Annotated in this window: 21 protein-coding genes and 1 riboswitch; of the genes, 12 read left to right on the top strand and 9 right to left on the bottom strand. The window is 61.8% G+C overall.

Annotated features, from left to right (window positions below):
• Positions 1–77 precede the first annotated feature (77 nt).
• Complete coding sequence (locus tag JYU29_RS08595; protein ID WP_213984407.1) at positions 78–761, bottom strand: HAD family hydrolase; 684 nt, start codon at positions 759–761, stop codon at positions 78–80.
• A 131-nt stretch (positions 762–892) separates the two neighbouring features.
• Here JYU29_RS08595 and rpiA point away from each other — a divergent pair, with 131 nt between their 5' ends.
• The 4 genes from rpiA (at position 893) to JYU29_RS08575 (ending at position 5,189) form a co-directional block, all read left to right on the top strand.
• On the top strand, positions 893–1,591 hold the full coding sequence (gene rpiA, locus JYU29_RS08590; protein WP_213985001.1) for a ribose-5-phosphate isomerase RpiA: 699 nt from the start codon (positions 893–895) through the stop codon (positions 1,589–1,591).
• Positions 1,592–1,609: 18 nt separating this feature from the next.
• The gene (locus JYU29_RS08585; protein WP_213984406.1) at positions 1,610–2,194 is read left to right on the top strand and encodes a DUF2059 domain-containing protein; all 585 of its coding nucleotides are present in this window, start codon (positions 1,610–1,612) and stop codon (positions 2,192–2,194) included.
• A gap of 104 nt (positions 2,195–2,298) precedes the next feature.
• On the top strand, positions 2,299–3,687 hold the full coding sequence (gene gor / locus JYU29_RS08580) for a glutathione-disulfide reductase (RefSeq protein ID WP_213985000.1): 1,389 nt from the start codon (positions 2,299–2,301) through the stop codon (positions 3,685–3,687).
• A gap of 128 nt (positions 3,688–3,815) precedes the next feature.
• Complete coding sequence (locus tag JYU29_RS08575; protein WP_213984405.1) at positions 3,816–5,189, top strand: class II 3-deoxy-7-phosphoheptulonate synthase; 1,374 nt, start codon at positions 3,816–3,818, stop codon at positions 5,187–5,189.
• A 98-nt stretch (positions 5,190–5,287) separates the two neighbouring features.
• Here the strand turns inward: JYU29_RS08575 and JYU29_RS08570 are convergent, their stop codons facing one another.
• Positions 5,288–5,875: a DedA family protein gene (locus JYU29_RS08570; RefSeq protein WP_213984404.1), complete on the bottom strand. Its 588-nt coding sequence runs from the start codon at positions 5,873–5,875 to the stop codon at positions 5,288–5,290.
• 180 nt (positions 5,876–6,055) lie between these two features.
• Here JYU29_RS08570 and JYU29_RS08565 point away from each other — a divergent pair, with 180 nt between their 5' ends.
• The 4 genes from JYU29_RS08565 (at position 6,056) to gltX (ending at position 10,564) form a co-directional block, all read left to right on the top strand.
• Positions 6,056–7,750, top strand: coding sequence for an NAD+ synthase (locus JYU29_RS08565; RefSeq protein ID WP_213984403.1), 1,695 nt, complete (start codon positions 6,056–6,058; stop codon positions 7,748–7,750).
• On the top strand, positions 7,747–8,157 hold the full coding sequence (locus JYU29_RS08560; protein WP_213984402.1) for a GNAT family N-acetyltransferase: 411 nt from the start codon (positions 7,747–7,749) through the stop codon (positions 8,155–8,157). The genes JYU29_RS08565 and JYU29_RS08560 overlap by 4 nt, the downstream gene beginning before the upstream one ends.
• A gap of 28 nt (positions 8,158–8,185) precedes the next feature.
• Positions 8,186–8,370: riboswitch (cobalamin riboswitch) on the top strand.
• A 76-nt stretch (positions 8,371–8,446) separates the two neighbouring features.
• A complete protein-coding gene (bluB, locus tag JYU29_RS08555) occupies positions 8,447–9,133 on the top strand; it encodes a 5,6-dimethylbenzimidazole synthase (RefSeq protein WP_213984401.1) in 687 nt (228 codons plus the stop codon).
• A gap of 57 nt (positions 9,134–9,190) precedes the next feature.
• On the top strand, positions 9,191–10,564 hold the full coding sequence (gene gltX, locus JYU29_RS08550; protein WP_213984400.1) for a glutamate--tRNA ligase: 1,374 nt from the start codon (positions 9,191–9,193) through the stop codon (positions 10,562–10,564).
• Here gltX and JYU29_RS08545 read toward each other — a convergent pair.
• From JYU29_RS08545 to dgcA, 6 genes are all read right to left on the bottom strand, one after another.
• Positions 10,482–11,567 (bottom strand): DUF2865 domain-containing protein, encoded by a 1,086-nt coding sequence (locus tag JYU29_RS08545; protein ID WP_213984399.1) that lies wholly within the window; start codon positions 11,565–11,567, stop codon positions 10,482–10,484. The genes gltX and JYU29_RS08545 overlap by 83 nt on opposite strands.
• A gap of 123 nt (positions 11,568–11,690) precedes the next feature.
• Complete coding sequence (locus JYU29_RS08540) at positions 11,691–14,015, bottom strand: NADP-dependent malic enzyme (RefSeq protein ID WP_213984999.1); 2,325 nt, start codon at positions 14,013–14,015, stop codon at positions 11,691–11,693.
• A gap of 93 nt (positions 14,016–14,108) precedes the next feature.
• Positions 14,109–14,900 carry a glycosyltransferase family 25 protein gene (locus JYU29_RS08535; RefSeq protein ID WP_213984398.1) on the bottom strand — a complete coding sequence of 264 codons (792 nt, stop codon included), beginning with the start codon at positions 14,898–14,900 and terminating at the stop codon, positions 14,109–14,111.
• A gap of 22 nt (positions 14,901–14,922) precedes the next feature.
• Positions 14,923–15,768 (bottom strand): fumarylacetoacetate hydrolase family protein, encoded by an 846-nt coding sequence (locus JYU29_RS08530; RefSeq protein WP_213984397.1) that lies wholly within the window; start codon positions 15,766–15,768, stop codon positions 14,923–14,925.
• A 33-nt stretch (positions 15,769–15,801) separates the two neighbouring features.
• Entirely contained in the window at positions 15,802–16,581 is a 780-nt protein-coding gene (locus tag JYU29_RS08525; protein ID WP_213984396.1) for an SDR family oxidoreductase, read from the bottom strand.
• Positions 16,582–16,672: 91 nt separating this feature from the next.
• A complete protein-coding gene (dgcA, locus tag JYU29_RS08520) occupies positions 16,673–17,656 on the bottom strand; it encodes an N-acetyl-D-Glu racemase DgcA (protein WP_213984395.1) in 984 nt (327 codons plus the stop codon).
• Positions 17,657–17,722: 66 nt separating this feature from the next.
• On the opposite strand from dgcA, the gene JYU29_RS08515 reads away from it, so the two are divergent.
• The 4 genes from JYU29_RS08515 to JYU29_RS08500 all read left to right on the top strand — a co-directional run bounded on the left by JYU29_RS08515 (position 17,723) and on the right by JYU29_RS08500 (position 21,803).
• A complete protein-coding gene (locus JYU29_RS08515) occupies positions 17,723–18,901 on the top strand; it encodes an ABC transporter permease (RefSeq protein ID WP_213984394.1) in 1,179 nt (392 codons plus the stop codon).
• Between the two features lie 80 nt (positions 18,902–18,981).
• On the top strand, positions 18,982–19,746 hold the full coding sequence (locus JYU29_RS08510; RefSeq protein ID WP_431192852.1) for an ABC transporter ATP-binding protein: 765 nt from the start codon (positions 18,982–18,984) through the stop codon (positions 19,744–19,746).
• On the top strand, positions 19,747–21,120 hold the full coding sequence (locus tag JYU29_RS08505) for an MlaD family protein (protein WP_213984392.1): 1,374 nt from the start codon (positions 19,747–19,749) through the stop codon (positions 21,118–21,120).
• Positions 21,121–21,203: 83 nt separating this feature from the next.
• The gene (locus JYU29_RS08500; protein WP_213984391.1) at positions 21,204–21,803 is read left to right on the top strand and encodes an ABC-type transport auxiliary lipoprotein family protein; all 600 of its coding nucleotides are present in this window, start codon (positions 21,204–21,206) and stop codon (positions 21,801–21,803) included.
• A gap of 70 nt (positions 21,804–21,873) precedes the next feature.
• Here JYU29_RS08500 and JYU29_RS08495 read toward each other — a convergent pair whose 3' ends face one another.
• Positions 21,874–22,389, bottom strand: coding sequence for a GNAT family N-acetyltransferase (locus tag JYU29_RS08495; RefSeq protein WP_213984390.1), 516 nt, complete (start codon positions 22,387–22,389; stop codon positions 21,874–21,876).
• Positions 22,390–22,400: the final 11 nt, after the last annotated feature.

The raw sequence follows: 22,400 nt of genomic DNA, 5'->3' as shown, positions 1-22,400 counted from the left end.
CGACCAAGCGCCTGAACGTGGCGCGGTGTTTACGAGCGGCGACCTTGCAAGTCAAGCTGCTTCGGCCTGCTTGTTGATCACGCATTCGCGGCCGCGATCAGCCGCTCGGCCATGGCAATCGTCAGCTCGTCGTAATGCGAAATGACGATGCTCGGCTCGTAGGTGGCGACGGGCAGGTCGGTGTAGCCGAAATCAACGGCGACGACGGGAATACCTGCGGCTTTCGCGGTGTCGATGTCGGTCTTCGAATCGCCCACCATCACGGCCCGTGCCGGATCGCCGCCGGCTTGTTCGATGGTGGACAGGAGATGGCGGGGGTCGGGCTTGCGCCAGGCGAAGGTGTCGGCGCCGCAATTGGCGGCGAACTGGGCGTGGATACCCAGGCCCTCGATCAGCGCATGGCTGAGCTTCTCGAATTTGTTGGTGCAGATCGCGAGCGTCCAGCCCGCATCGGCGAAGCGCTTCATGGCATCCAGCACGCCGGGGAAGGGCTGGGAGGTGCCGGGAATGTTGTCGGTGTAATGCTGCAGGAAGGTGGTGATCAGTTTTTCATGCTGATCGGCATCCAGCGGCTGGTTGGCCTGGCGGAAGGCACGCTCGATCATCGCGCGGCTACCCATGCCGAGATAAGCGTGGAAGACCTTGGGATCGATCGGCGGCAGGCCGGTGTCCTTGAGGGCGTGAGACAGGGCCGCAAGCAGGTCCGGGCTTGTGTCGACCAGCGTGCCGTCGAGATCGAAGACGATGATGGGTTGTGTCATGTCGTTCGCGATAGCTCCGGCTAGGTGCGTCGGCAAGTGCGCCGCATCGGCGTCGGGTTTCCCACATGTGCGGCTTTGCCCGCGTGAGCAAAGATGGTAGGAGCGCGGCCACGATCAACCAGAACCTGCTCATGGACGCGACGAACCGCAAGATCGAAGCCGCACGCGCCGCCTTGGCTCATGTTGAAGATGGCATGCGGCTTGGCATCGGCACCGGCTCCACAGCCGAAGAATTCGTGAAACTGCTGGCCGAGAAGGTCGCAGATGGATTGACGATCACAGGCGTGCCGACTTCCGAACGCACCGCACGGCTGTGCATGGAACTCGGCATCAAGCTTTCCTCGCTCGACGAAACGCCGGTGCTCGATCTGGCGATCGACGGGGCGGATGAGGTTGATCCTGCGCTTGATCTGATCAAGGGTGGCGGCGGCGCGCTTTTGCGCGAGAAGATCGTCGCATCGGCGGCCAAGCGGTTCATCGTGATTGCCGATGGCAGCAAGACGGTCGATTGCCTTGGCGCGTTTCCGCTGCCGATCGAGGTCAACCGCTATGGTCTGGAAGTCACCCGGCTGGCCATCCTTCGTGTGGCGCAAGAGCTGGGCCTGTCGGGCGAACTGACGCTGCGCAGCGCGCGCGACGAGCCGTTCGTCACGGACGGGGGACATCTCCTTCTCGACGCATCTTTTGGCCGCATTCCCGATTCAAGAGCGCTTTCTGCTGCCCTCGTTGCCATTCCCGGCGTCGTGGAGCATGGAATGTTTCTGGGCCTCACCACCCTCGCCATCATAGCAGGCGATGACGGCATCGAAGTGATGCAGTCTGCCGGCTGACAAGGAGTTCATCATCTTATGATTCTGACCTTTCGTGCTCGCCGGTTGATTGCCGGTCTCGCTGGCGCAGCTTTCCTGTTTGGTGCAGGGGCCGCTTTTGCACAGGAAGTGACGCCGTCGCATTTGGCCGCAGCCCGCTCGGCGCTTTCGGCGGTGAAGATCACGGATCAGTTCGATTCGATCCTGCCGGCCGGCGCACAGGCCTTGAAGCAGGAGATGATCCAGAAGGATCCGAACCTGGAAGATCTGATCATCAAGACCGTCGACGAGAAGACGCTCGAGCTGGCCAAGCGCCGCGCCGATCTCGAAAACGAGGCTGCCCAGGTTTATGCGCGCGCCTTTACCGAGCAGGAACTGAACGACATCGCGGCTTTCTACACGTCGCCGGCCGGCAAGAAGCTTCTGCAGCAGGGCGGTCGCGTGACCCGCGAGGTGATGCAGGCGGCAGAGATCTGGCAGCGCGGCGTTTCGCGCGATCTGGCTGAAGCCGTCGCAGCGAGCTTCGAACCGGCACGGCAGCAGGCCACCGGCGCCCAGCAGCCGGCGGCCGGTGAGCAGCCCGCAACTGACACGCCTGCGCCGACACCCGCGCCCGCTCAGTAACGAGCATTTTCTGCCCCGATCAGCGAAGCCCGGCCTTGTCCGGGCTTTTCTTTTGTTAAGAAGCCCATACCTCCTAGACATCAACCGCAGACGCAGGACTTCAAATCATGGCCCATGACTTCGATCTTTTCGTAATCGGCGGTGGATCTGGTGGTGTGCGGGCCGCGCGTGTTTCGGCGCAACTGGGTAAGAAGGTTGCCATTGCCGAGGAATACCGGTTCGGCGGCACCTGCGTGATCCGCGGCTGCGTTCCCAAGAAGCTGTTCGTTTATGCTTCGCAGTTTTCCGAGAAGTTTGCCGACGCGGCCGCTTACGGCTGGTCGATGGGCGAGACCAAGTTCGATTGGCCGACCCTGATCGCCAACAAGGACAAAGAAATTGGTCGGCTGGAGCAGGTTTACCGCGCCGGCCTCGATCGCACCGATGTCACGATCTTCGACGAGCGCGCGACGCTGAAGGACAAGCACACGATCCAGTTGGCTTCGGGCAAGACGGTGACGGCTGAAACGATCCTGATCGCAACCGGCGCGCGCCCCAACCCGCATGAAGCGCTGCCGGGTTCCGAACTGGCGATCTATTCGGATGATGTTTTCGATCTCAAGGAGCTGCCGAAGTCGATCGTGATCTTCGGTGGCGGCTATATCGCGGTGGAGTTCGCCAATATCTTCCATGGTCTGGGCGTCGATACGACCGTGGTTTATCGCGGCCAACGGATCCTCGGCGGCTTCGATGGGGAGATGCGTGAGCATCTTCAGAACGAGATGCAGGACAAGGGCATCCGAATCCTGTGCCACACGATGTTCAAGTCGATCGCGAAGCGGGATGACGGGCGTCTGGATGTCGAGCTTTCGGACAACCACGTCATGTGCGCCGACCAGGTGCTGATGGCGATCGGGCGCTTGCCGAACACGGACGGGCTTGGCCTGGAGGAGATCGGGCTGGAGCTCGGCCATAATGGCGCGATCCCGGTGGACGAGTATTCGCGCACGGCGGTCGACAACATCTGGGCGATCGGCGACGTGACGAACCGCGTGCAGCTCACGCCCGTCGCCATTCACGAGGCCATGTGCTTCGTTCAAACGCATTGGCACGACAATCCGACGCGGCCGGATCACGAGATCATCCCGACCGCCGTGTTTTCGCAGCCGGAGATCGGCACCGTCGGCATGACGGAAGAAGAGGCCGCCAAGACCTATCCCGATCTGGAAGTGTATCGCGCGGCGTTCCGGCCGATGAAGACCTCGTTCGCCAATCGCGACGAGCGCATGATCATGAAGCTGCTGGTTGATGCCAAGACGAGAGTGGTGGTCGCAGCACATATCATTGGACCAGATGCGGGCGAGATGGCGCAGCTCCTCGGCATTCCGATCAAGGCGAAGCTGACCAAGGATGCGTTCGACGCCACGATGGCGGTTCACCCGACAACGGCGGAGGAACTGGTCACGATGTATTCGCCGAGCTACCGCATCAAGAACGGCGAACGGGTTTCTTGATCGTCAACCGGTCTTGATCCTCGGCCGGGCTGGCATGGTCCTTAACCTTCCTGTATAGGACCGGCACTTCCCAACAACGGAGAAGATGCGGGCAAAGAAGAGCGCCGCAAAGCCAAATAGGTGCAGTGATGACGAAGTGGTCGCCGAAGTCGTGGAGAGCCAAGCCGATCCAGCAGGTCCCGTCCTATCCGGACATGGCTGCGCTGGAGGATACCGAGGCTCGTCTTGCTACGTTTCCGCCGCTCGTTTTTGCAGGTGAAGCGCGCAAGCTGAAGAAGCAGCTGGCGTCTGTCGCCAATGGCGAAGCGTTTCTTCTGCAGGGCGGCGATTGCGCCGAAAGCTTTGCCGAGCATGGCGCGGACAACATCCGCGACTTCTTCCGCGTGTTTCTGCAGATGTCGGTCGTGCTGACCTATGCCGGTGCGCAGCCGGTGGTGAAGGTCGGTCGTATCGCCGGCCAGTTCGCCAAGCCACGCTCCTCCGACATCGAAGCCAAGGGTGATGTGTCGCTGCCGTCCTACCGCGGCGACATCATCAACGGCATCGAGTTCGACGAAAAGTCGCGCATTCCCGATCCTGCGCGCCAGGAGATGGCTTACCGCCAGTCCGCCGCGACGCTGAATCTGCTGCGCGCGTTCGCGCAGGGCGGCTATGCAAGCCTCGAGAATGTCCACAAGTGGATGCTGGGCTTCGTGGCCGACAGCCCGCAGGCTGCAAAATACGAGGCGCTGGCCAATCGCATCACCGAAACCATGGAATTCATGCGTGCGGTGGGCATCACGTCGGAAAGCAATTATGCGCTGCGTGAGACCGATTTCTACACCAGCCATGAAGCGCTACTGCTCGGCTACGAGCAGGCGCTGACGCGTGTCGATTCGACGTCGGGCGACTGGTACGCGACGTCCGGCCACATGATCTGGATCGGCGATCGTACGCGCCAGCCGGATCACGCGCATATCGAATACTGCCGCGGCATCAAGAACCCGCTCGGGCTGAAGTGCGGTCCGTCGCTGACGCCGGATGGCCTGATCGAGCTTTGCGATCTGCTCAATCCGGAAAACGAGCCGGGCCGTTTGACGTTGATCGCGCGCTTCGGCGCCGACAAGGTTGGCGACCATCTGCCGAAGCTTGTTCGCGCCGTGGAAAAGGAAGGCCGCAAGGTCGTCTGGTCCTGCGATCCGATGCACGGCAACACGGTCACGGCGGCCGGCTACAAGACGCGTCCGTTCGACCGCATTCTCAAGGAAGTGCAGAGCTTCTTCGAGGTGCATCGTGCCGAAGGCACGCATCCCGGCGGCATCCATGTCGAGATGACCGGCAAGAACGTTACCGAATGCACGGGCGGCGCCCGCGCCATTCGCGATGACGAGCTGCAGGACCGCTACCACACCCATTGCGACCCGCGCCTCAATGCGGAGCAGGCGGTGGAACTGGCCTTCCTGGTCAGCGATCTTCTGAAGAAGGCGGAAACGCAGCAGCAGAAGAAGGCCGTCAACGGCTAAGCACCGGCGATCTTCTGAGACAATTCAAAACGCCGTTCGGAGATGATCCGGACGGCGTTTTTTGTGGCTCAATGAATGCTTGCAGGGGCGCTGATTGATCAGCTTTCGCTCTGCTTTTCCCGCGCCATGACCTTTCGCACGACGATCGCGGCCAACAGGCTGACGGCCAGAACAATGGCGACGGCGATGATCACGCGTTGATGGTCATGCAGGGCGTCGCCGATCAGCGCTTCCACGCCCAGTCCGAAGAAGTAGCCTATGCCGACGAAGACTGTTGCCCATACGATGGACGACAGCAGGTTGTAGATCAGGAACGTGCCCCAATCGATCTTGGCGAGCCCACAGCAAACGCCGCCGAGCAGCCTTAGCCCATAGGCGTAGCGGTTCAGGAAAACGAAGGCGCGGGGGCGTGTTTGCGCGAGGCGCATGGCGTGGCTGAAGCCGGGCTTGGTGCGCATCTTCTGAACCCAGCGATGATCGGCGAACCGCTTGCCGAACACGTAATAGGCGGTGTCGCCGACGAAGGTGCCGACCAGTGCTGCCAGATAGGTCTGCCACAAGGGCAGGAGCATCTGATGAGCAAAGAAGCCGCCGACGATTGCGACACTCTCGCCTTCGGCCGCACTTCCCGCAAACACGGCGAGCACGCCGTATTCACGGACAAATGTATCAATCGCGTCGATCATTCGGGATGTTCGGTTTCCATGAGCAGGACTGAAACGGCGTCAAACGGGTCGCTCGCATGTGCCTTGATGCTCGATGAAAGCGACATGGCGATGTCCTGACCAGATGAAGTGCGCGTTGCCTACTCCTTTGTCTTCAACACGGCAATTGCAGGCTTATAGGTCACGCGCTAGATCATTCCTATGGCTCAAACACCTTCCAACACTTCTCCGCTCAACGTTCTTCGCCTGGCGATCGCGCAGCTGAACCCGGTTGTCGGCGACATATCGGGAAACCTCGAACTGGCACGCCGGGCGCGCAAGGAAGCGGCCGGGCAGGGCGCGGACCTCGTTCTGTTCACCGAACTTTTCATTGCCGGCTATCCGCCGGAAGATCTCGTGCTCAAGCCGGCCTTCGTCGATGCCTGCGAGCGGGCGGCGCGTCAGCTGGTGGAAGACACGGCGGATGGCGGTCCGGGCGTCATCATCGGAACGCCGCTGAAGCGCACCAGCGGGATCCATAATTCGGTGATCGTTGCCGACGGCGGCCAAATCTTGGGAGAGCGCTACAAGCTGGATCTGCCGAATTACGGCGAGTTTGACGAAAAGCGCGTGTTCCAGCCCGGCCCGAACATGCCGGGCCCCGTCAATTTCCGGGGCGTGCGCATCGGCATTCCGATCTGCGAGGACATTTGGGGTCAGCTCGGCGTCTGCGAAACGCTGGCTGAAAGCGGGGCGGAGCTTCTGTTGGTGCCGAACGGCTCACCTTATTACCGCGGCAAGATGGATGTGCGCCACCAGACGGTTATCCGGCAGGTGATCGAAAGCGGCCTGCCGATGGTTTACGCGAACCAGCTCGGCGGCCAGGACGAGCTCGTCTTCGATGGCGCATCCTTCGGGATCGAAGCCGACAAGTCGCTCGCCTTCCAGTTGTCCGAGTTCGAGGAAACGGTGGCCGTGGTAACCTGGAAGCGGCGTGACGATGTCTGGGTGTGTGACAACGGTCCGATGGCCAAGCTGCCGCAGGGCGAGGAAGCCGATTATCTCGCCTGCATGATCGGCTTGCGCGATTACGTAAACAAGAATGGCTTCAAGAATGTGGTGCTCGGGCTGTCAGGCGGCATCGATTCGGCCGTGTGCGCCGCGTTGGCGGTGGACGCACTCGGGGAAGAGCGGCTGCATGCGATCATGCTGCCTTACCGCTATACGTCGGAAGAATCGCTGACAGACGCCAAGGCTTGCGCGCAAGCGCTGGGCTGCCGCTATGACATCATTCCGATTGCCGAGCCGGTGGAAGGCTTCTTGTCTTCCCTGTCGGAGACGTTTGCAGGCACGAAAGAAGGGATCACGGAGGAGAACCTGCAATCGCGTACGCGCGGCGTGATCCTGATGGCAGTGTCCAACAAGTTCGGCTCGATGGTCGTGACCACCGGCAACAAGAGCGAGATGTCGGTCGGCTATGCCACGCTTTATGGCGACATGAATGGCGGCTTCAACCCGATCAAGGACCTTTACAAGATGCAGGTCTATTCGATCGCTCGATGGCGCAATGCGCATCTTCCGGCTGGTGCGATGGGCCCGTCGGGCGAGGTGATCCCCGTCAATATCATCGACAAGGCGCCTTCGGCGGAGCTGCGCGAAAACCAGACCGACCAGGATTCGCTGCCGCCTTACCCCGTGCTCGACGACATCCTGGAATGTCTGGTGGAAAACGAGATGAGCGTGCAGCAGATCGTCACGAAAGGCCATGCGCCCGAAACGGTACAGCGCATCGAGCATCTGCTTTATCTCGCCGAATACAAGCGGCGGCAGGCGGCACCGGGGGTGAAGATCACGCGAAAGAATTTCGGCCGCGATCGCCGTTATCCCATCACCAACCGCTTCCGCGATCGGGGATGAGCGCCGTCGAGATCAGCTTCGATCGTGCAAAGCTCGATTTCGCCCGCACCTCGCAACTGCTTTGCGAGAGTTACTGGGGTGGAAATCGAACCGATGCCCTGCACGAGATCGCCTTCGCCAACTCGATCTGTGCGATCGCGCTGATCGACGGGGAGCAGGTCGGGTTTGCGCGGGCGCAAGGCGATCGCGCGCTGTTCATGCGCTTGTCGGATGTGATTGTCTGGCCGGAGCATCGCGGCAAGGGGATCGGCAAGGCGTTGGTGGCGGGTTTGATGGATCATCCCGAACTGCGCACTGTTCTGTCCTGGTCGCTTTCAACGGAGGACGCGCATGCGCTCTACGAGCCGTTCGGCTTTCGGCTGATCGAGGCCGGCAAGGAGATGCGGCTTTACCGCAGCAAGGACTAGGCTCTTGCAGGGCGGGCTGCGCTCACGCATAAACTTCATCGTCAGGTGCCGGCTGCGAAGCCGGAGAATCGGGAAGCCGGTGCGAAACCGGCGCGTGCCCAACACTGTAAGGCTGACGCGGGCTGCATCGTGCCACTGGGATCAAACCCGGGAAGGCTGCAGTCGAGGCGGTTGAAGCCGAGCCAGAAGACCGGCCTGATACGATAGACCGATCCGCGCGGACGGCGGCAGGTTGTTGGAGCTTTTCCCTGACGGGAAAGCGCTTCTATCGCATTGTTGGGGACAAACGATGCCGGACCAGCCTTGCAGCGGCGGCCTTGCGCCTGCGGCGCCCTTCACTGCCGATGAGCGGGTCGCCGTTTACAAGGCGATCCAGACGCGTCGTGACGTGCGCGATCAATTCTTGCCGGATCCATTGCCCGACGATGTGGTCGCCCGTTTGTTGGAGGCGGCACATGCGGCACCTTCGGTCGGCTTCATGCAGCCCTGGAGCTTCATCCTGGTCCGCGACGCGCAGGTGAAGGAGCGTGCGTGGGACGCTTTTGCGCGCGCCAATGACGAGGCTGCCGCGATGTTTCCGGATGCGCAGCAGGAGCGCTATCGCAGCTTGAAGCTCGAAGGTATCCGTAAGGCGCCACTCAGCCTTTGCGTGACCTGTGATCCCGATCGTGCCGGACCAGTGGTGCTCGGGCGCACGCATAATCCTCGCATGGATGCCTTTTCCACGGTTTGCGCGGTGCAGAACCTTTGGCTGGCGGCGCGGGCGGAAGGTGTCGGCGTGGGCTGGGTCAGCATCTTCCGGGATGCAGATGTGCGGGATCTGCTCGGCATTCCCGAACGCATCGAGATCATCGCCTGGCTTTGCCTTGGTTATGTCGATGCGCTTTATGAAGAGCCGGAACTGGCGGTGAAGGGCTGGCGGCTGCGTTTGCCGCTGGACGAGCTGGTGTTCCGGGATCGCTGGGGCACGCGTTAAGGCGTTGAGGCCATCAAATGCTTGCGGTTGAACCGGCTTGGAGCTACGCCGCAAGGCATGACAACAACCGTTCGCTTCGCGCCGTCTCCGACGGGAATGATCCATATCGGCAATGCGCGCACCGCGCTGTTCAACTGGCTGTTCGCCCTGAAATCGGGTGGGCAACTGATCCAGCGCTTCGACGACACGGATGCTGCGCGCTCGAAGCAGGATTATGCCGACGCGATCCTGACCGATCTTCATTGGCTGGGGATCAAGCCGGCGCGTGTCGAGTATCAGTCGAAGCGCTTCGCGATCTATGATGCGGCGGCTACCAAGCTCAAAGAAGCGGGGCTGCTTTATCCCTGCTATGAAACGCCGGAAGAGCTCGAGCGTCGGCGCAAGATCCGGCTGTCGCGCCGCTTGCCGCCGGTTTACGGCCGTGAAGCGCTGAAGCTGTCGGCCGAGGACATCAGCGCGCTGGAAGCTGAAGGCCGCAAGCCGCATTGGCGCTTTCTTTTGCCGAATTTTGGCGATGATCCGTTCAGCCCAAGCCGCACCGAAGTGCAGTGGGACGATGTCGTGCGCGGACCGCAGACGGTGGATCTCGCATCCATGTCCGACCCCGTGCTGGTGCGCGAAGACGGCACCTATCTTTATACGCTGCCGTCGGTGGCCGACGATATCGAGATGGGCGTCACCCATATTATCCGCGGCGACGACCATGTCACGAATACGGGCGCGCAGATCGCCTTGTTCCGTGCGCTGGGTGCAGAGCCGCCGGCTTTCGGGCACCACAACCTGTTGACCACGGCAAGCGGCGAAGGCCTGTCGAAGCGAACCGGCGCGCTGTCGATCACCGGCCTGCGTGAGGCGGGCATCGAGCCAATGGCGGTGGCATCTCTTGCGGTTCTGATCGGTACGTCGGAAAGCGTCGAGCCCGTTGCAACGATGGAAGAGTTGGCCGCGCGCTTCGATCCTGCCGCGACCTCCAAGTCCGCCGCGAAGTTCGATCCGGCGGAAGTGGGGACGCTGAACCGCGCCTTGATCCACCAGATGCCGTTTGCGGATGTTCAGGCGAGATTGGCTGTCATAGGTATCGACGGGCCGAAGGCCGAGCCGTTCTGGCTGGCCGTGCGGGGAAATCTGGAGACGGTTGCGGAGGCGGCCGTCTGGTGGCGCATCGTCAGCGAAGGGCCGGACAACGCCGAGAGCCTCTCGGACGAGGATCGCGGCTTCGTGGCGGAAGCCTTCGATCTGTTGCCGGCGGAACCCTGGGATCGCGGCACCTGGAAGATCTGGACCGAGGCGGTGAAGGCGCAAAGCGGGCGCAAGGGCAAGACGCTTTTCATGCCGTTGCGGATTGCGCTTACGGGGCGCTCTTCTGGCCCGGAGCTCGCAGATCTATTGCCCCTTCTTGGGCAGGCAGGAACGTTGGTCCGACGACCCTGACGCGCTTGTCGTCTTCGGACATGGAGCGAGCCGGCGCGGGGTCCGGCGGGCGCTTCGGAAGGGCTGCCTCGCGCTTTTCCGGCTCCTGCTTGGCGGGTTCGCTGGCTTTTTCCGGCTCCTGCGGCGTGCTTTGATCCGGCAGAACCCGGATGGACGGGCTCGTAGTTGCAGGCGGGACAGGTGACACGGACGTCGTCGCCGGCGCGGACGTATTCTCCTTTGGTGTCTCCGAAACCGGTTGATCGGGAACGCTGGCGATCGTTGCTTTCGGGGCAGCGGGCGCGCAGGCGGAGGCACCGCTTTGCGGCTGGTTGCGGTAGAGGTTTGCTGTCGGCAAGGCTGAATAAGGTTCGTTATTGTCGGCCGACACCATGTCGGCAGCCGCCTGATCCGGCACTTTGTGGTAGTAGAGCCGCATCTCGGTAGACGGGCAGGTCGCCTGGCAGTTTTTGGCCTCGCGGGCGAAGTCATCCCGCGTTACGCCATAGGACATTGGAAAGAAGTAGCCGTCTGACATGCGGACGCAAAGCGTGCGCAGACGCTCTTGCGCCGTGTCCGGTTGAGATGCCCGTGGAACGGCGACTTGCTGCGGCTTTGGTTGGGGCGCAGGCGCGTTGCAGCCGGCGTCGTCGATGGCGCGCTGAATGCGCTGGCGCTCAACAGAACCGTTGCGGCTGGAGCCGAGACCAAGCCGGGCGCGCTCGCGCTGCAGCTCGGCATAGTTGCGTTCCATGCGCGTCAGCGTGTTTTCGATCTGGCGACACAAGCGAGCGGTTCGGCCGCCATATCCGTAATCGCATTCGGCACGCTGCCATTCGGCTTCGGTTCGTGAAAGCTGCCGTTCCTGCTCGGCGATGGCGCGATCATATTGCCGCATCGCGGCCGAGCTTCGGTTGCCCTGGCCGGTGCTCGCGAGTTCGGCTTCCAGTTGTCGGCAAAGCCTGGACGAGGCGGCAGCGGCCTGATCAGGGACGAGCGACGCCGTCAGCAGCAAGACTGCCAACGCGCTCGTCAAAGCCGACCATCGTTTCCGTGCCGAGACCGTTCGTACCTTCATGGCGAAGCACGCTTGCCGATGATTGCGGCAAGCCTGTGCCGAAGCTTGCTGTAACCGTTGAAATCTTCGTCAGAGCGCCGCCGGATGATGCAGGCGCTGCGAGGCTTCCACAACCGACAGGGCCGTCATGTTGACGATGCCGCGCGAGGTAACCGAAGGCGTCAGGATATGCGCGGGCTTTGCCGTGCCGAGCAGGATCGGTCCAACATGCAGCGCATCCGTCATCATCTTCACCGCGTTCATGGTAATGTTCGCGGCATCGAGGTTCGGGAACACCAGAAGGTTGGCTTCGCCCTTCAATGTCGAGTGGGGGTAGATGCGGTTGCGCAGGGTTTCCGACAGCGCAGAGTCAGCGTGCATCTCGCCGTCGCAGGCGAGGTCCGGTGCGCGGCTTTTGAGGATACGTGCGGCTTCCCGCATCTTCAGCGTCGATTCGGTATCGCGTGAGCCGAAGTTGGAGAAAGACAGCATCGCAGCCTTCGGTTCGATGCCGAAGCGGCGGATTTCTTCGGCAGCGAGCATCGTCATTTCCGCGATCTCCTGGGCCGTTGGATCCACGGTGACATAGGTGTCGGTGTAGAAGGTGACGCCCTTCTGCGAGATCAGCATCGACAAAGCCGAAAGGTCGCGATCCCCTCTTTCTTCGCTCGCACCAATGATCAGGCGAACATAGCGGATGTGGCGCTCGAAACGTCCAGACAGACCGCAGATCATGGAGTCGGCATCGCCGCGGATCAGCGCAATGGCCGCAATAACCGTCGTGTCGGTGCGAACGAGGCTGCGTGCGCCCTCCAGCGTGACGCCGCGGCGGCCGGCGCGGGCGATCAGCGTTTCGACATAATCGCGGTAGCGCGGATCGTCTTCCGGATTGATGATCTCGAAATCGACACCCGGGCGGATCTTCAGGCCGTAACGGGCGAGGCGGGTCTCGATGACTGCGGGGCGGCCAACGAGGATCGGCTTGGCCAGACCTTCTTCAAGAACCACCTGCGCAGCACGCAGCACGCGCTCATCCTCACCATCGGCATAGATGACGCGCTGGGCGCCGGCGGTCTTCGCGGCGGAGAAAACCGGCTTCATGACGAGGCCGGAGCGGAACACGAAGCGGTTCAAACGATCGAGATAGGCCGGCATATCGGTGATCGGCCGGCGTGCCACACCGCTTTGCGCGGCAGCTTCGGCCACCGCCGGTGCGATGCGCAGGATGAGGCGCGGATCGAACGGCGACGGGATCAGGAAGTCCGGGCCGAACATCGGCGTGTCGCCGGAATAGGCGCGGGCCGCGACGTCAGACGGTTCTTCACGCGCAAGCGCGGCGATGGCGCGCACGGCGGCCATCTTCATATCTTCGTTGATCGCCGTTGCGCCGACATCCAGCGCGCCGCGGAAGATGTAGGGGAAGCAAAGGACGTTGTTGACCTGGTTTGGGAAATCCGAGCGGCCGGTGCAGATCATCGCATCGGGGCGGGCCGCCCGGGCGAGGTCCGGCATGATCTCAGGCGTGGGGTTGGCGAGCGCCAGGATTAGCGGTTTTTCCGCCATTTCGGCTAGAAGCTCAGGCTTCAACACGCCGGCAGCGGAAAGGCCGAGGAAGACGTCGGCACCGCCGATCACATCGGCCAGCGTGCGCAGCTCCGTTTCCTTGAGATAGGGCGCCTTCCAGCGGTCCATCTCTTCGGTGCGGCCGACATAAGCGACGCCGTAGCGATCGGTGATCCAGATGTTGTCCGGCTTTGCGCCGAGCGAAACCAGCAGGTTGAGGCAGGCAAGGGCGGCAGCGCCCGCGCCGGAGGTGACGATCTTCACCTCTTCGATGCGCTTGCCGGCAATTTCCAAAGCGTTCAGGATGGCGGCGGCAACGATTATGGCCGTGCCGTGCTGGTCGTCATGGAACACGGGAATGCGCATGCGCGCCTTCAACTGTTCTTCGATCTCGAAGCATTCCGGCGACTTCACGTCTTCCAGATTGATGCCGCCGAAGGTGGGTTCGAGAGCCGCAACCGTTTCCACCATGCGGCTGATTTCCGTTGCATCGACCTCGATGTCGAACACGTCGATGCCCGCGAACTTCTTGAACAGGACCGCCTTGCCTTCCATCACCGGCTTGGAAGCGAGCGGACCGATATTGCCGAGGCCGAGAACGGCCGTGCCGTTGGACACGACGCCGACGAGATTGGCGCGGGTCGTGTAATCGTCTGCCGCGTCCGGGTTGTCCTGAATGGCGAGGCAGGGCGCTGCGACGCCGGGGGAATAAGCCAGTGCCAGGTCGCGCTGGTTGCCGAGCGGCTTCGTGGCCTGGATCTCGAGCTTGCCGGGCGTTGGATAGCGGTGGAAAAATAGCGCGCTCTGATCGAGATCGCCGGAGGCCGGCTTTTTGTCCTGCATCTCGACCATCATGATTCTCCCAACTGAAATGAAGCAAACAAGCAATGGCGGCGCGCTGGCCGCGATATGATCCTGCCGAATAGCAATGACAGGAGACCGAAGCTAGGCCGTGCGTAAAAAGCCGTGCAAGAAGCGTCGGGAATGTGCCTTGATGCGGTAAAGCAGGGTTGGCACACGCTGGCTCCAGTGGAACTTCTTCTGCTTGGAAATCGTGCTCGCCACGCCGCGCTGATGAACAAGGCGCGGCATCATGGAGCGCACGGGTACGCCGGTTTCCCAAGGCGATTCCATGTAGTGATCCACTGGCACATAGATCGGGAAGGCGTGATCCAGCAGGTGCTGCGCCGCTGTCTTGTCGACGAGGTAGGCCGCGCAACAGGCTTGATGAGTCAGGGGGCGCACGAGGCGGTAGGTGTCGTCGATGGGTGCAACGTCACGCGTCAGACCCGGCCGCTGCCATGACAGCTTCATCAGCATGCCCGGCTTGTAGGCCCGGAGCACGCTGTGCAGCCGTTGCGTCCAATCGGGCTGAAACACGGCATCGTCTTCCACGATCAGCAGCTTGGAAGTTGCCTGGGTGGCCATGAAGCTCCAGGCGGCGGTGTGGCTGAGATAACAACCGATATCGCCCGGTGTGATCTTGCGACCGTTGGACTGTTCGAAGCGTTCGTGGCTGACCTTGGCTTCCAGCGTAGGGTCAAGCGCGCGACCGTCGACGGCACGTAGCCTGACATAAGGCAGGCCGCTCGCATCCAGTTGTTCGCGGATCGCTTCCCAGCGTTCCGGCGAGCGATCGAGATTGATCGCGCAGATCAGCACATCCCCGCCATCGCCGGGACGCGAGCGCTCCCAGTCGATTTCGGCCTGAATGGGGATGGTGCTGGTTCGCGTCATTGCTTCGGACAATCCTCGATGTTTAATCGCGCGCAACGATGCGCGAGTGCTGTTCGCCAAGCTTGTCGATGCCAAGATGCAGGCGATCGCCGACCTTCAGGAAGACCGGCGGCTTCTTGCCGGCGCCGACGCCGGGTGGCGTGCCCGTGGTGATCACATCGCCGGGCTCCAGCGCCATGAACTCGGACAAATAGGAGATGACCTTGGCAACGGAGAAGATCATCGTATCGGTGTTGCCGGTCTGGCTGCGCTCGTCGTTGACGTTCAGGAACATTTCGAGCGACTGCGGATCGGGGATCTCGTCTGCCGTGACAATCCAGGGCCCGAGCGGGCCGAAAGTCGGGGCGCTCTTACCCTTGAGCCACTGGCCGCCGCGTTCCTTCTGGTAGTCACGCTCCGACACGTCGTTGCACAGGGCGTAGCCTAGAACATGTGACAGGGCATCGGCTTCCGACACATAATCGCAGCGTTTGCCGATCACGACGGCGAGTTCGACTTCATAATCGAGCTTTACCGAGCCGCGCGGCTGGATGATGTCGTCATTGGGTCCATTAAGGCAGCTCGGCGCCTTGGAAAAGATCAGCGGTTCGCTCGGGATCGATGCGCCGGTTTCGGCAGCGTGGTCGGCGAAGTTCAGGCCCACTGCCAGGAAGTGACCGATGCGAGACAGCGGCGAACCGATGCGGGTATCGGCAGGCATTTCCGGCAGGGCAGTGAGATCAGCCTTGCGGAGTTTTTCGATCAGCTCGAACGAAACGGTGTCCGGGCTGAAGTCGGCGACTAGCGAAGACGCGTCGCGGATAATGCCGTTGTCATCAACCAAACCCGGACGTTCCTGCCCCTTCGGGCCAAAGCGAAGAAGTTTCAAACCTGCCTCCTGATGGTTCTCAATCCTGTGATCTCAAAAAGCGGAGGGATAAAGGCCGCCGTCGAGGATCATGTTTCGTCCCGTGATGTAGCCGGCATGTGTCGAGCACAAAAAGGCGCAGGCCTTGCCGAACTCTTCCGGAGTGCCGATGCGGCCCGCAGGGATCTCACGGCGCTGGCGCTCGGCAAATTCTTCCAAGGGAATACCTGCCTTGTCGGCCGCGAACTGGGTCGTGGAGCGGATGCGATCGGTGTCGAACTTGCCCGGCAACAGACCGTTGATCGTGACATTGCGATTGGCCACCGTCTTGGCAACGCCGGCCAGAAAGCCGGTGAGGCCGGCGCGGGCGCCGGACGACAGATCGAGACCGGGGATCGGCATATAGATCGACAGCGACGTGATGTTGACGATGCGCCCGAAGCCGCGCTCAGCCATGCCATCGATCACCGCCTGGATCAGTTCGAGTGGTGTGACCATGTTTTGCGTCACGCCATCGAGCATCGCCTGACGATCGAGCTTGCGGAAGTCGCGCGAAGGCGGGCCGCCATTGTTGTTGACGAGGATGTCGGGGGCGGGACACGCGGCGAGAAGTGCTGCCTGGCCTTCATGTGTTGAAACATCGGCGGCGACCTCTGTGACCTGCACACCAAAATGTTCGCGGATCTCACGCGCCGTTGCGGCGAGGGGTTCGGGGTCGCGGCCGTTCAAAACGACATTGACGCCTTCTTCCGCAAGAGCCAGCGCGCAGCCACGGCCCAATCCTCTGCTCGAAGCGCAGATGATTGCCTTTTTGCCGGTCAGTCCAAGATCCATGTCATGCCTCGCGTCATCAAGTCACCCGGGTGGTGCTGGCTATGGGAACCGCTGCCCTGGTTGTCCAGCCATTTATATCAGGCAAGCTGCATTAGCCCCACAGTGTGGAAACAGGCGGGGACACGATGGAGCCGGTGTAGGTGAGACCCGGTTCCCGATCCTTCGCCAGAAGCAGCGGTCCGTCGAGATCGACGAAGGCCGCTCCCTGCGCCAGCAGGATCGCCGGCGCCATCGACAAGGACGTGCCGACCATGCAGCCCACCATGATCTGGAAGCCGAGCGCTTCGGCGCTTTTGCGCAAGTCCAGCGCGGCAGTCAGTCCGCCTGTCTTGTCGAGCTTGATGTTGATGGCGTCATAGCGGCCGCGAAGCTCTGCAAGATCATGCACGCCATGGACGCTTTCATCGGCGCAAACAGGCACCGGGCGCGCAATGCGGCCGAGCATGTCGTCGGAGCCGGCGGGCAGAGGCTGTTCGATTAAGGCAATGCCAAGCCGTGCCGCCTCGGCAAGGTGCATCTCGATGTTGCTGGACGTCCAGCCCTCGTTCGCATCAAGGATGATGCGGCTGTTCGGTGCAGTCTCGGCGACCGCTGCCATGCGCGAGCGGTCGTCTTCCGTACCGACCTTGACCTTCAACAATGGACGCCAGGCGTTGTCGCGCGCATCCGTCGCCATCTTTTCCGGCTCGCCGAGCGAAATGGTAAACGCCGTTTCGAGCGGTTGCGGCGGATTCAAATCGGCCAGGTCGCTTACACTGCGGCCGCTCTGCTTGGCCTGAAGATCCCACAAAGCGCAGTCTACCGCATTGCGGGCAGCGCCGGCTTGCATTGCGCCAAGCAGTTCCTGGCGGCTGATTCCGTTTTCGATCGCGGATCGCGCTGTTTCGATTTGCAATCGAACGCTTTCCAGTGTCTCACCGTAGCGGCGATAGGGCACGCATTCGCCGCGACCCTGCACGCTATCTTCTATCAAGGTGCATGTGATCACCTCGGCTTGCGTTTTGGAGCCGCGCGCGATCGTGAAAGCACCGGCTATTGGAAACCGTTCTTCTTCAATTAAAAGATGACGCGGCATCAAACATCTCGCAAGTGTTGCCGTGAGCACAATGACAGTGCGCGCGGGGCGGGCTAAGAAGGCAACATGTTGACCAAAGCCGATGATGGCGCAAGCGCGGAAGCGCAGTTCCAAGACAATGCGGATGTCTCCGTCCAGGAAGACGGCGATGCGCTGACCTGCGCCTTCAACGGCGCCTGGACGACGCATAGCGTTGCCCATGTCGATGGAGCGATGCGCGAGCTCGAGACACGCGACGGTGTCCGGTCCATGCGGCTCGATCTCGCCGGTGTTTCGGCATTCGATACGGCCGGTGCGTGGCTGATCAAGCGTTTGGCGCAAAAGCAGGCCAACAAGGGCGTGGACGTCGACTTCGTCAACACTTCGCCGACGATGGCGATCCTGCTCGACGCCGTTGATGACATGGCCAAGTTCGAGGATGCGCCGACCACTGTTGGACGCTTCGACTGGCTGGCGCCGTTCGAGATCGTCGGCCGCAACGTTGCTTCGCTCGGCACCGATTTCCTGGCCGGCATGCACATCCTGGGTTCTACGATTCGCGGCGCGCAGATGAAGCTTGGCCGCGGTCACGCGATCAACCCGGCGGCGATCGCCTCGCAGATCGACAAGATGGGCGTCGGCGCCATTCCCGTTGTGGTGCTGATGGCGGCGATCGTGGGTGCGATCATCGCACAGCAGGGCGCTTTCCAGCTGCGCTATTTCGGCGCCGAAATCTTCGTGGTCGATCTTGTCGGCATTCTGATTATGCGCGAACTGGGCGTCTTGCTTACCGCCATCATGATCGCCGGCCGTTCCGGCAGTGCCATCACCGCCGAAATCGGCTCGATGAAGATGCGCGAGGAAATCGACGCGCTGCAGGTAATCGGGCTCAACCCGGTCGGCGTGCTGGTTTTCCCGCGCCTCGTTGCGCTGGTGATCGCGCTGCCTTGCTTGTCGATCATCGCGAACTTTGCCGCTTTGGGTGGCGCGATGTTCGTTGCGTGGAGCTATTCCGGCATCCCGCCGCAGGCTTTTATCGACCGTTTGCGCGAATCGATCGACCTGTCTTCCATTCTCGCCGGCCTGATCAAAGCGCCGTTCATGGCGATCATTATCGGCATCATCGGCTCGGTTGAGGGTATGAAGGTAGGCGGCAGCGCCGAATCACTGGGCCGTCAGGTCACCACGTCGGTCGTGAAATCGATCTTCATCGTCATTGTCGTGGACGGGCTTTTCGCCATGTTCTACGCGGCCATCGATTTTTGAGGCACAGGTTGGACGCGACCACTCAGCAGTCTCATCAGAACGGATCGGCGCCCGCCCACCAGGGCGGCGAGCGCGAGGTCATTCTTGAAGCGCGCGACGTCACCGTGTCGTTTGGCGAAAAGACCATCCTCGAGAACCTCGATCTGGATGTTTATCGCGGCGAAATCCTCGGTTTCGTCGGCGGCTCGGGCACCGGCAAATCCGTTTTGCTGCGCACCGTGCTCGGTTTGAACAAGAAGCAGAGCGGCACGATCAAGCTGCTCGGCGTCGATCTCGACGGAGCCGATGATCGAACGCGCATGGCCGTTGATATGCGTACCGGCGTGCTGTTTCAGCATGGCGCCCTGTTTTCGGCATTGACGGTGCTGGAGAATATTCAGGTGCCGATGCGCGAATATCTCGACCTTCCGCCCAAGCTGATGGACGAGCTGGCGCGGTTGAAGATCGATCTTGTGGGACTGCCGCAGGATGCCGGGACGAAATTTCCGTCCGAGCTGTCAGGCGGCATGATCAAGCGCGCGGCACTCGCCCGCGCTCTGGCGCTCGATCCGGCGATCGTGTTCCTCGATGAGCCGACATCGGGCCTCGATCCGATCGGCGCGGCCGACTTCGACGATCTGGTCAAGACCTTGCGCGACACGCTGGGCCTGACCGTTTACATGGTGACTCACGACCTCGACAGCCTGTTTTCGGCTTGTGACCGCATTGCGGTTCTCGGCAAGAAGCGGGTGTTGGTCGATGGCACCATCGAGGACATGCTGAAAAGCGAAGAGCCTTGGGTAAAATCCTACTTCCGCGGCAAGCGCGCGCGGCAAATCGACCTCGAAGCGCGGGAAACGGCGTAGATGGAAACCAGAGCCAACTATGTGGTCGTGGGAATTTTCACGATCGCTGCGATCCTTGCAGCCTTTGCCTTCGTTTACTGGACGGCAGTGGTGGACAACCAGGGCGAAACCGCAACGCTGCGGGTGCGAATTCCGGGCTCTGCGTCTGGTCTTGGCCGCGGCAGCGCGGTGTTGTTCAATGGCGTGAAGGTCGGTGACATTACGCGCGTCTTTATCGACCGCAACAATCCGACCGACGCCATCGCCGATGCGGAGATCAACACGTCAACGCCGATCACCCAGTCGACTCAGGCCGATATCGGTCTGGCTGGTTTGACGGGCCAGGCGAATATCGAACTCAAGGGCGGCAATCTCGCGGAGCCGAACCTCTTGCAGGAAGCCGAGCGCAACGGGGAGATCGCCCAGATCACGGCCAATCCATCGGCTGTGACCAACCTCCTGCAGACGGCACAACAGATCTTCCGCCGCGCTGATTCCGTGCTGGTGGAACTGGAAGGCTTCACCAAGGATGCGCGCGGACCGCTGACCGATACGGTTCAGAACGTGAAGGTGTTTTCCGACTCGCTGGCGCGCAATGCCGAAGGTATCGACTCGTTTCTGGCGAGCGTGAGCCGCTTGTCGGAAACGCTGGACGGCGCTTCGCAAAAGCTCGATGGCGCACTGACGGCCGCTGAAGGCCTGCTCAACGCCGTGAACCGCGACCAGGTCGCGGAAATCGTTGGCAATGTGACGACCTTCACCGAATCGCTGCGCGACTCGTCGGGCCGGGTGGATGCGATCATGTCGTCCTTGAACAATGCGGCGGACTCGGTCGAAACGGTGGTCAGCAGCGTCAACACGACGATCGCCCGTGTGGATGACGTCGTACAGGCGGTGGATCCGGCAGCCGTTCGCAACACGCTGACCAATATTGAACAGGCCGGTGTGTCGGCCAACAGGGCGATGAACAACGTCGTCGCCGTGACCGACCGGATCGGCCAGCGTGCCGATGCGATCGACCAGACGGTGGCTGATGCGCAGCAGTTCATGCAGCGCTTGAATCAGGCTTCCGTTCGTGTCGATGGTATTCTGCTCAAGGTCGACAATCTGCTGGGTTCGGGCGAGGCCAATGGGTTGATGGCGGATGCCAGCAATACGCTGCGGTCGTTCCGCCAGGTTGCGGACAATCTCAATTCCCGGATCGGCGTCATTTCCGACAATCTGACCCGCTTCAGCGATCAGGGCCTACGCAACATCGACGGGCTGATTTCGGACGGGCGTCGCGCGATCAACCGCATCGAACAGGCCTTCACGGAACTCAGCCGCAACCCGCAGCGCATCATTTCTGGTGGTGACGGTCAGGTTCGGGAATACGACGGGCGCAACCGGCGTTGACAAGCCGGGATGCTGCGACAACACATATCAACGGTTGCATTGCCCGTGCGGGCAGTGATTCAGGTGTAAGGCGGGGATTTCCAGTGCGTTCAAGAAGTCGGCTACTTGGTGTCTTCGCTTTTACCCTGGCGCTGTCTGGTTGCGCGCTGCTTGGGTCGGGGCCGGCACCGCTCGATACCTATACGCTGTCGGCGCCGCGCGCGAGCGAGGGTGCACGTCGCGGCCGTTTACAGGTTCTGATCGCCGAGCCTTCTGCGTTGAAGGCGCTGGACAGCGAGCGGATCGTCATCACGCCGGGCGTTGGCGCGATCGAATATCTCAGCGGTGCGCAGTGGTCGGATCGTTTGCCGCGCGTCGTGCAGGCACGGCTGGCGGAAAGCTTCCAGGCTTCCGGCCGCTTCGGCGGCGTGGGCAAGCCGGGTGAGGGTCTGGCGATCGACTACCAGGTCGTGACGGAGGTTCGTCGCTTCCAGGTCGACACGGCGAGCAACTCGGCCGTTGTCGAGCTGTTCATTCGCGTTCTCAACGATCGCACGGGCGTGGTTCGTGCATCGCGCACCTTTACGGCAATGGCACCACTGGGCGGCGGAACGCAGGGAAATGCCGCTTACGTGCAGGCTCTCGACAACGCCTTCAATCAGGTTGGTGCCGAGATCGTCGCCTGGACGGCGTCAGCGATCTAACGCGGCATAGGGATCAGCCGATCCCACCATTAGACATCAAACGCGCAGCCTTCGAGCTGCGCGTTTTTGTTTAAGGTGTCGGCGCGCGGCGGAGCATCGTGACGTTGTGCTCCTTGTAGATCGCGCTGCCGAAAGCCTGGTAGCCGAGCTTGTCGGCGAGGCGCAGCGAAGGCGCATTCTCCGGATTGATGATGGCAACCGCCTCGCGCTTGCCGGTCTTCGCTTCGAACCAGGCATGCGCCGCTGAAGCGGCTTCAAACGCCTTGCCCTGGCCATGGACGGACGCGCTGAAGATCCAGGCGGTTTCAGGATAGGCGTCGAACTCGGGGCCCAGTTCGCGACAGAAGTAAGCAAGGCCGGTGTCGCCGATGAGCTTGCCCGTTGCGCGATCGATCACGGCAAACAGTCCATAACCGAAGCTGGTCCAGTGACCGACGAAGCGAAGGAGCCGCAGCCAGGTTTCCTCTCTGGTCGCCGGCCGTCCGCCCAAGAAGCGGTAAACCTCCGGCTCGGCATGCATGGCATGATGCGCGTCCATGTCCTCGATCGTATGGGGCCGCAGCAACAGCCGATCGGTCGTGATCAAGAGCTTCCTCC

This window comes from Tianweitania aestuarii, assembly GCF_018457165.1.
Classification (GTDB): domain Bacteria; phylum Pseudomonadota; class Alphaproteobacteria; order Rhizobiales; family Rhizobiaceae; genus Tianweitania; species Tianweitania aestuarii.
Note: the sequence above shows the minus strand (reverse complement) of the source record. Positions and strands in the feature narration are given on the sequence as shown.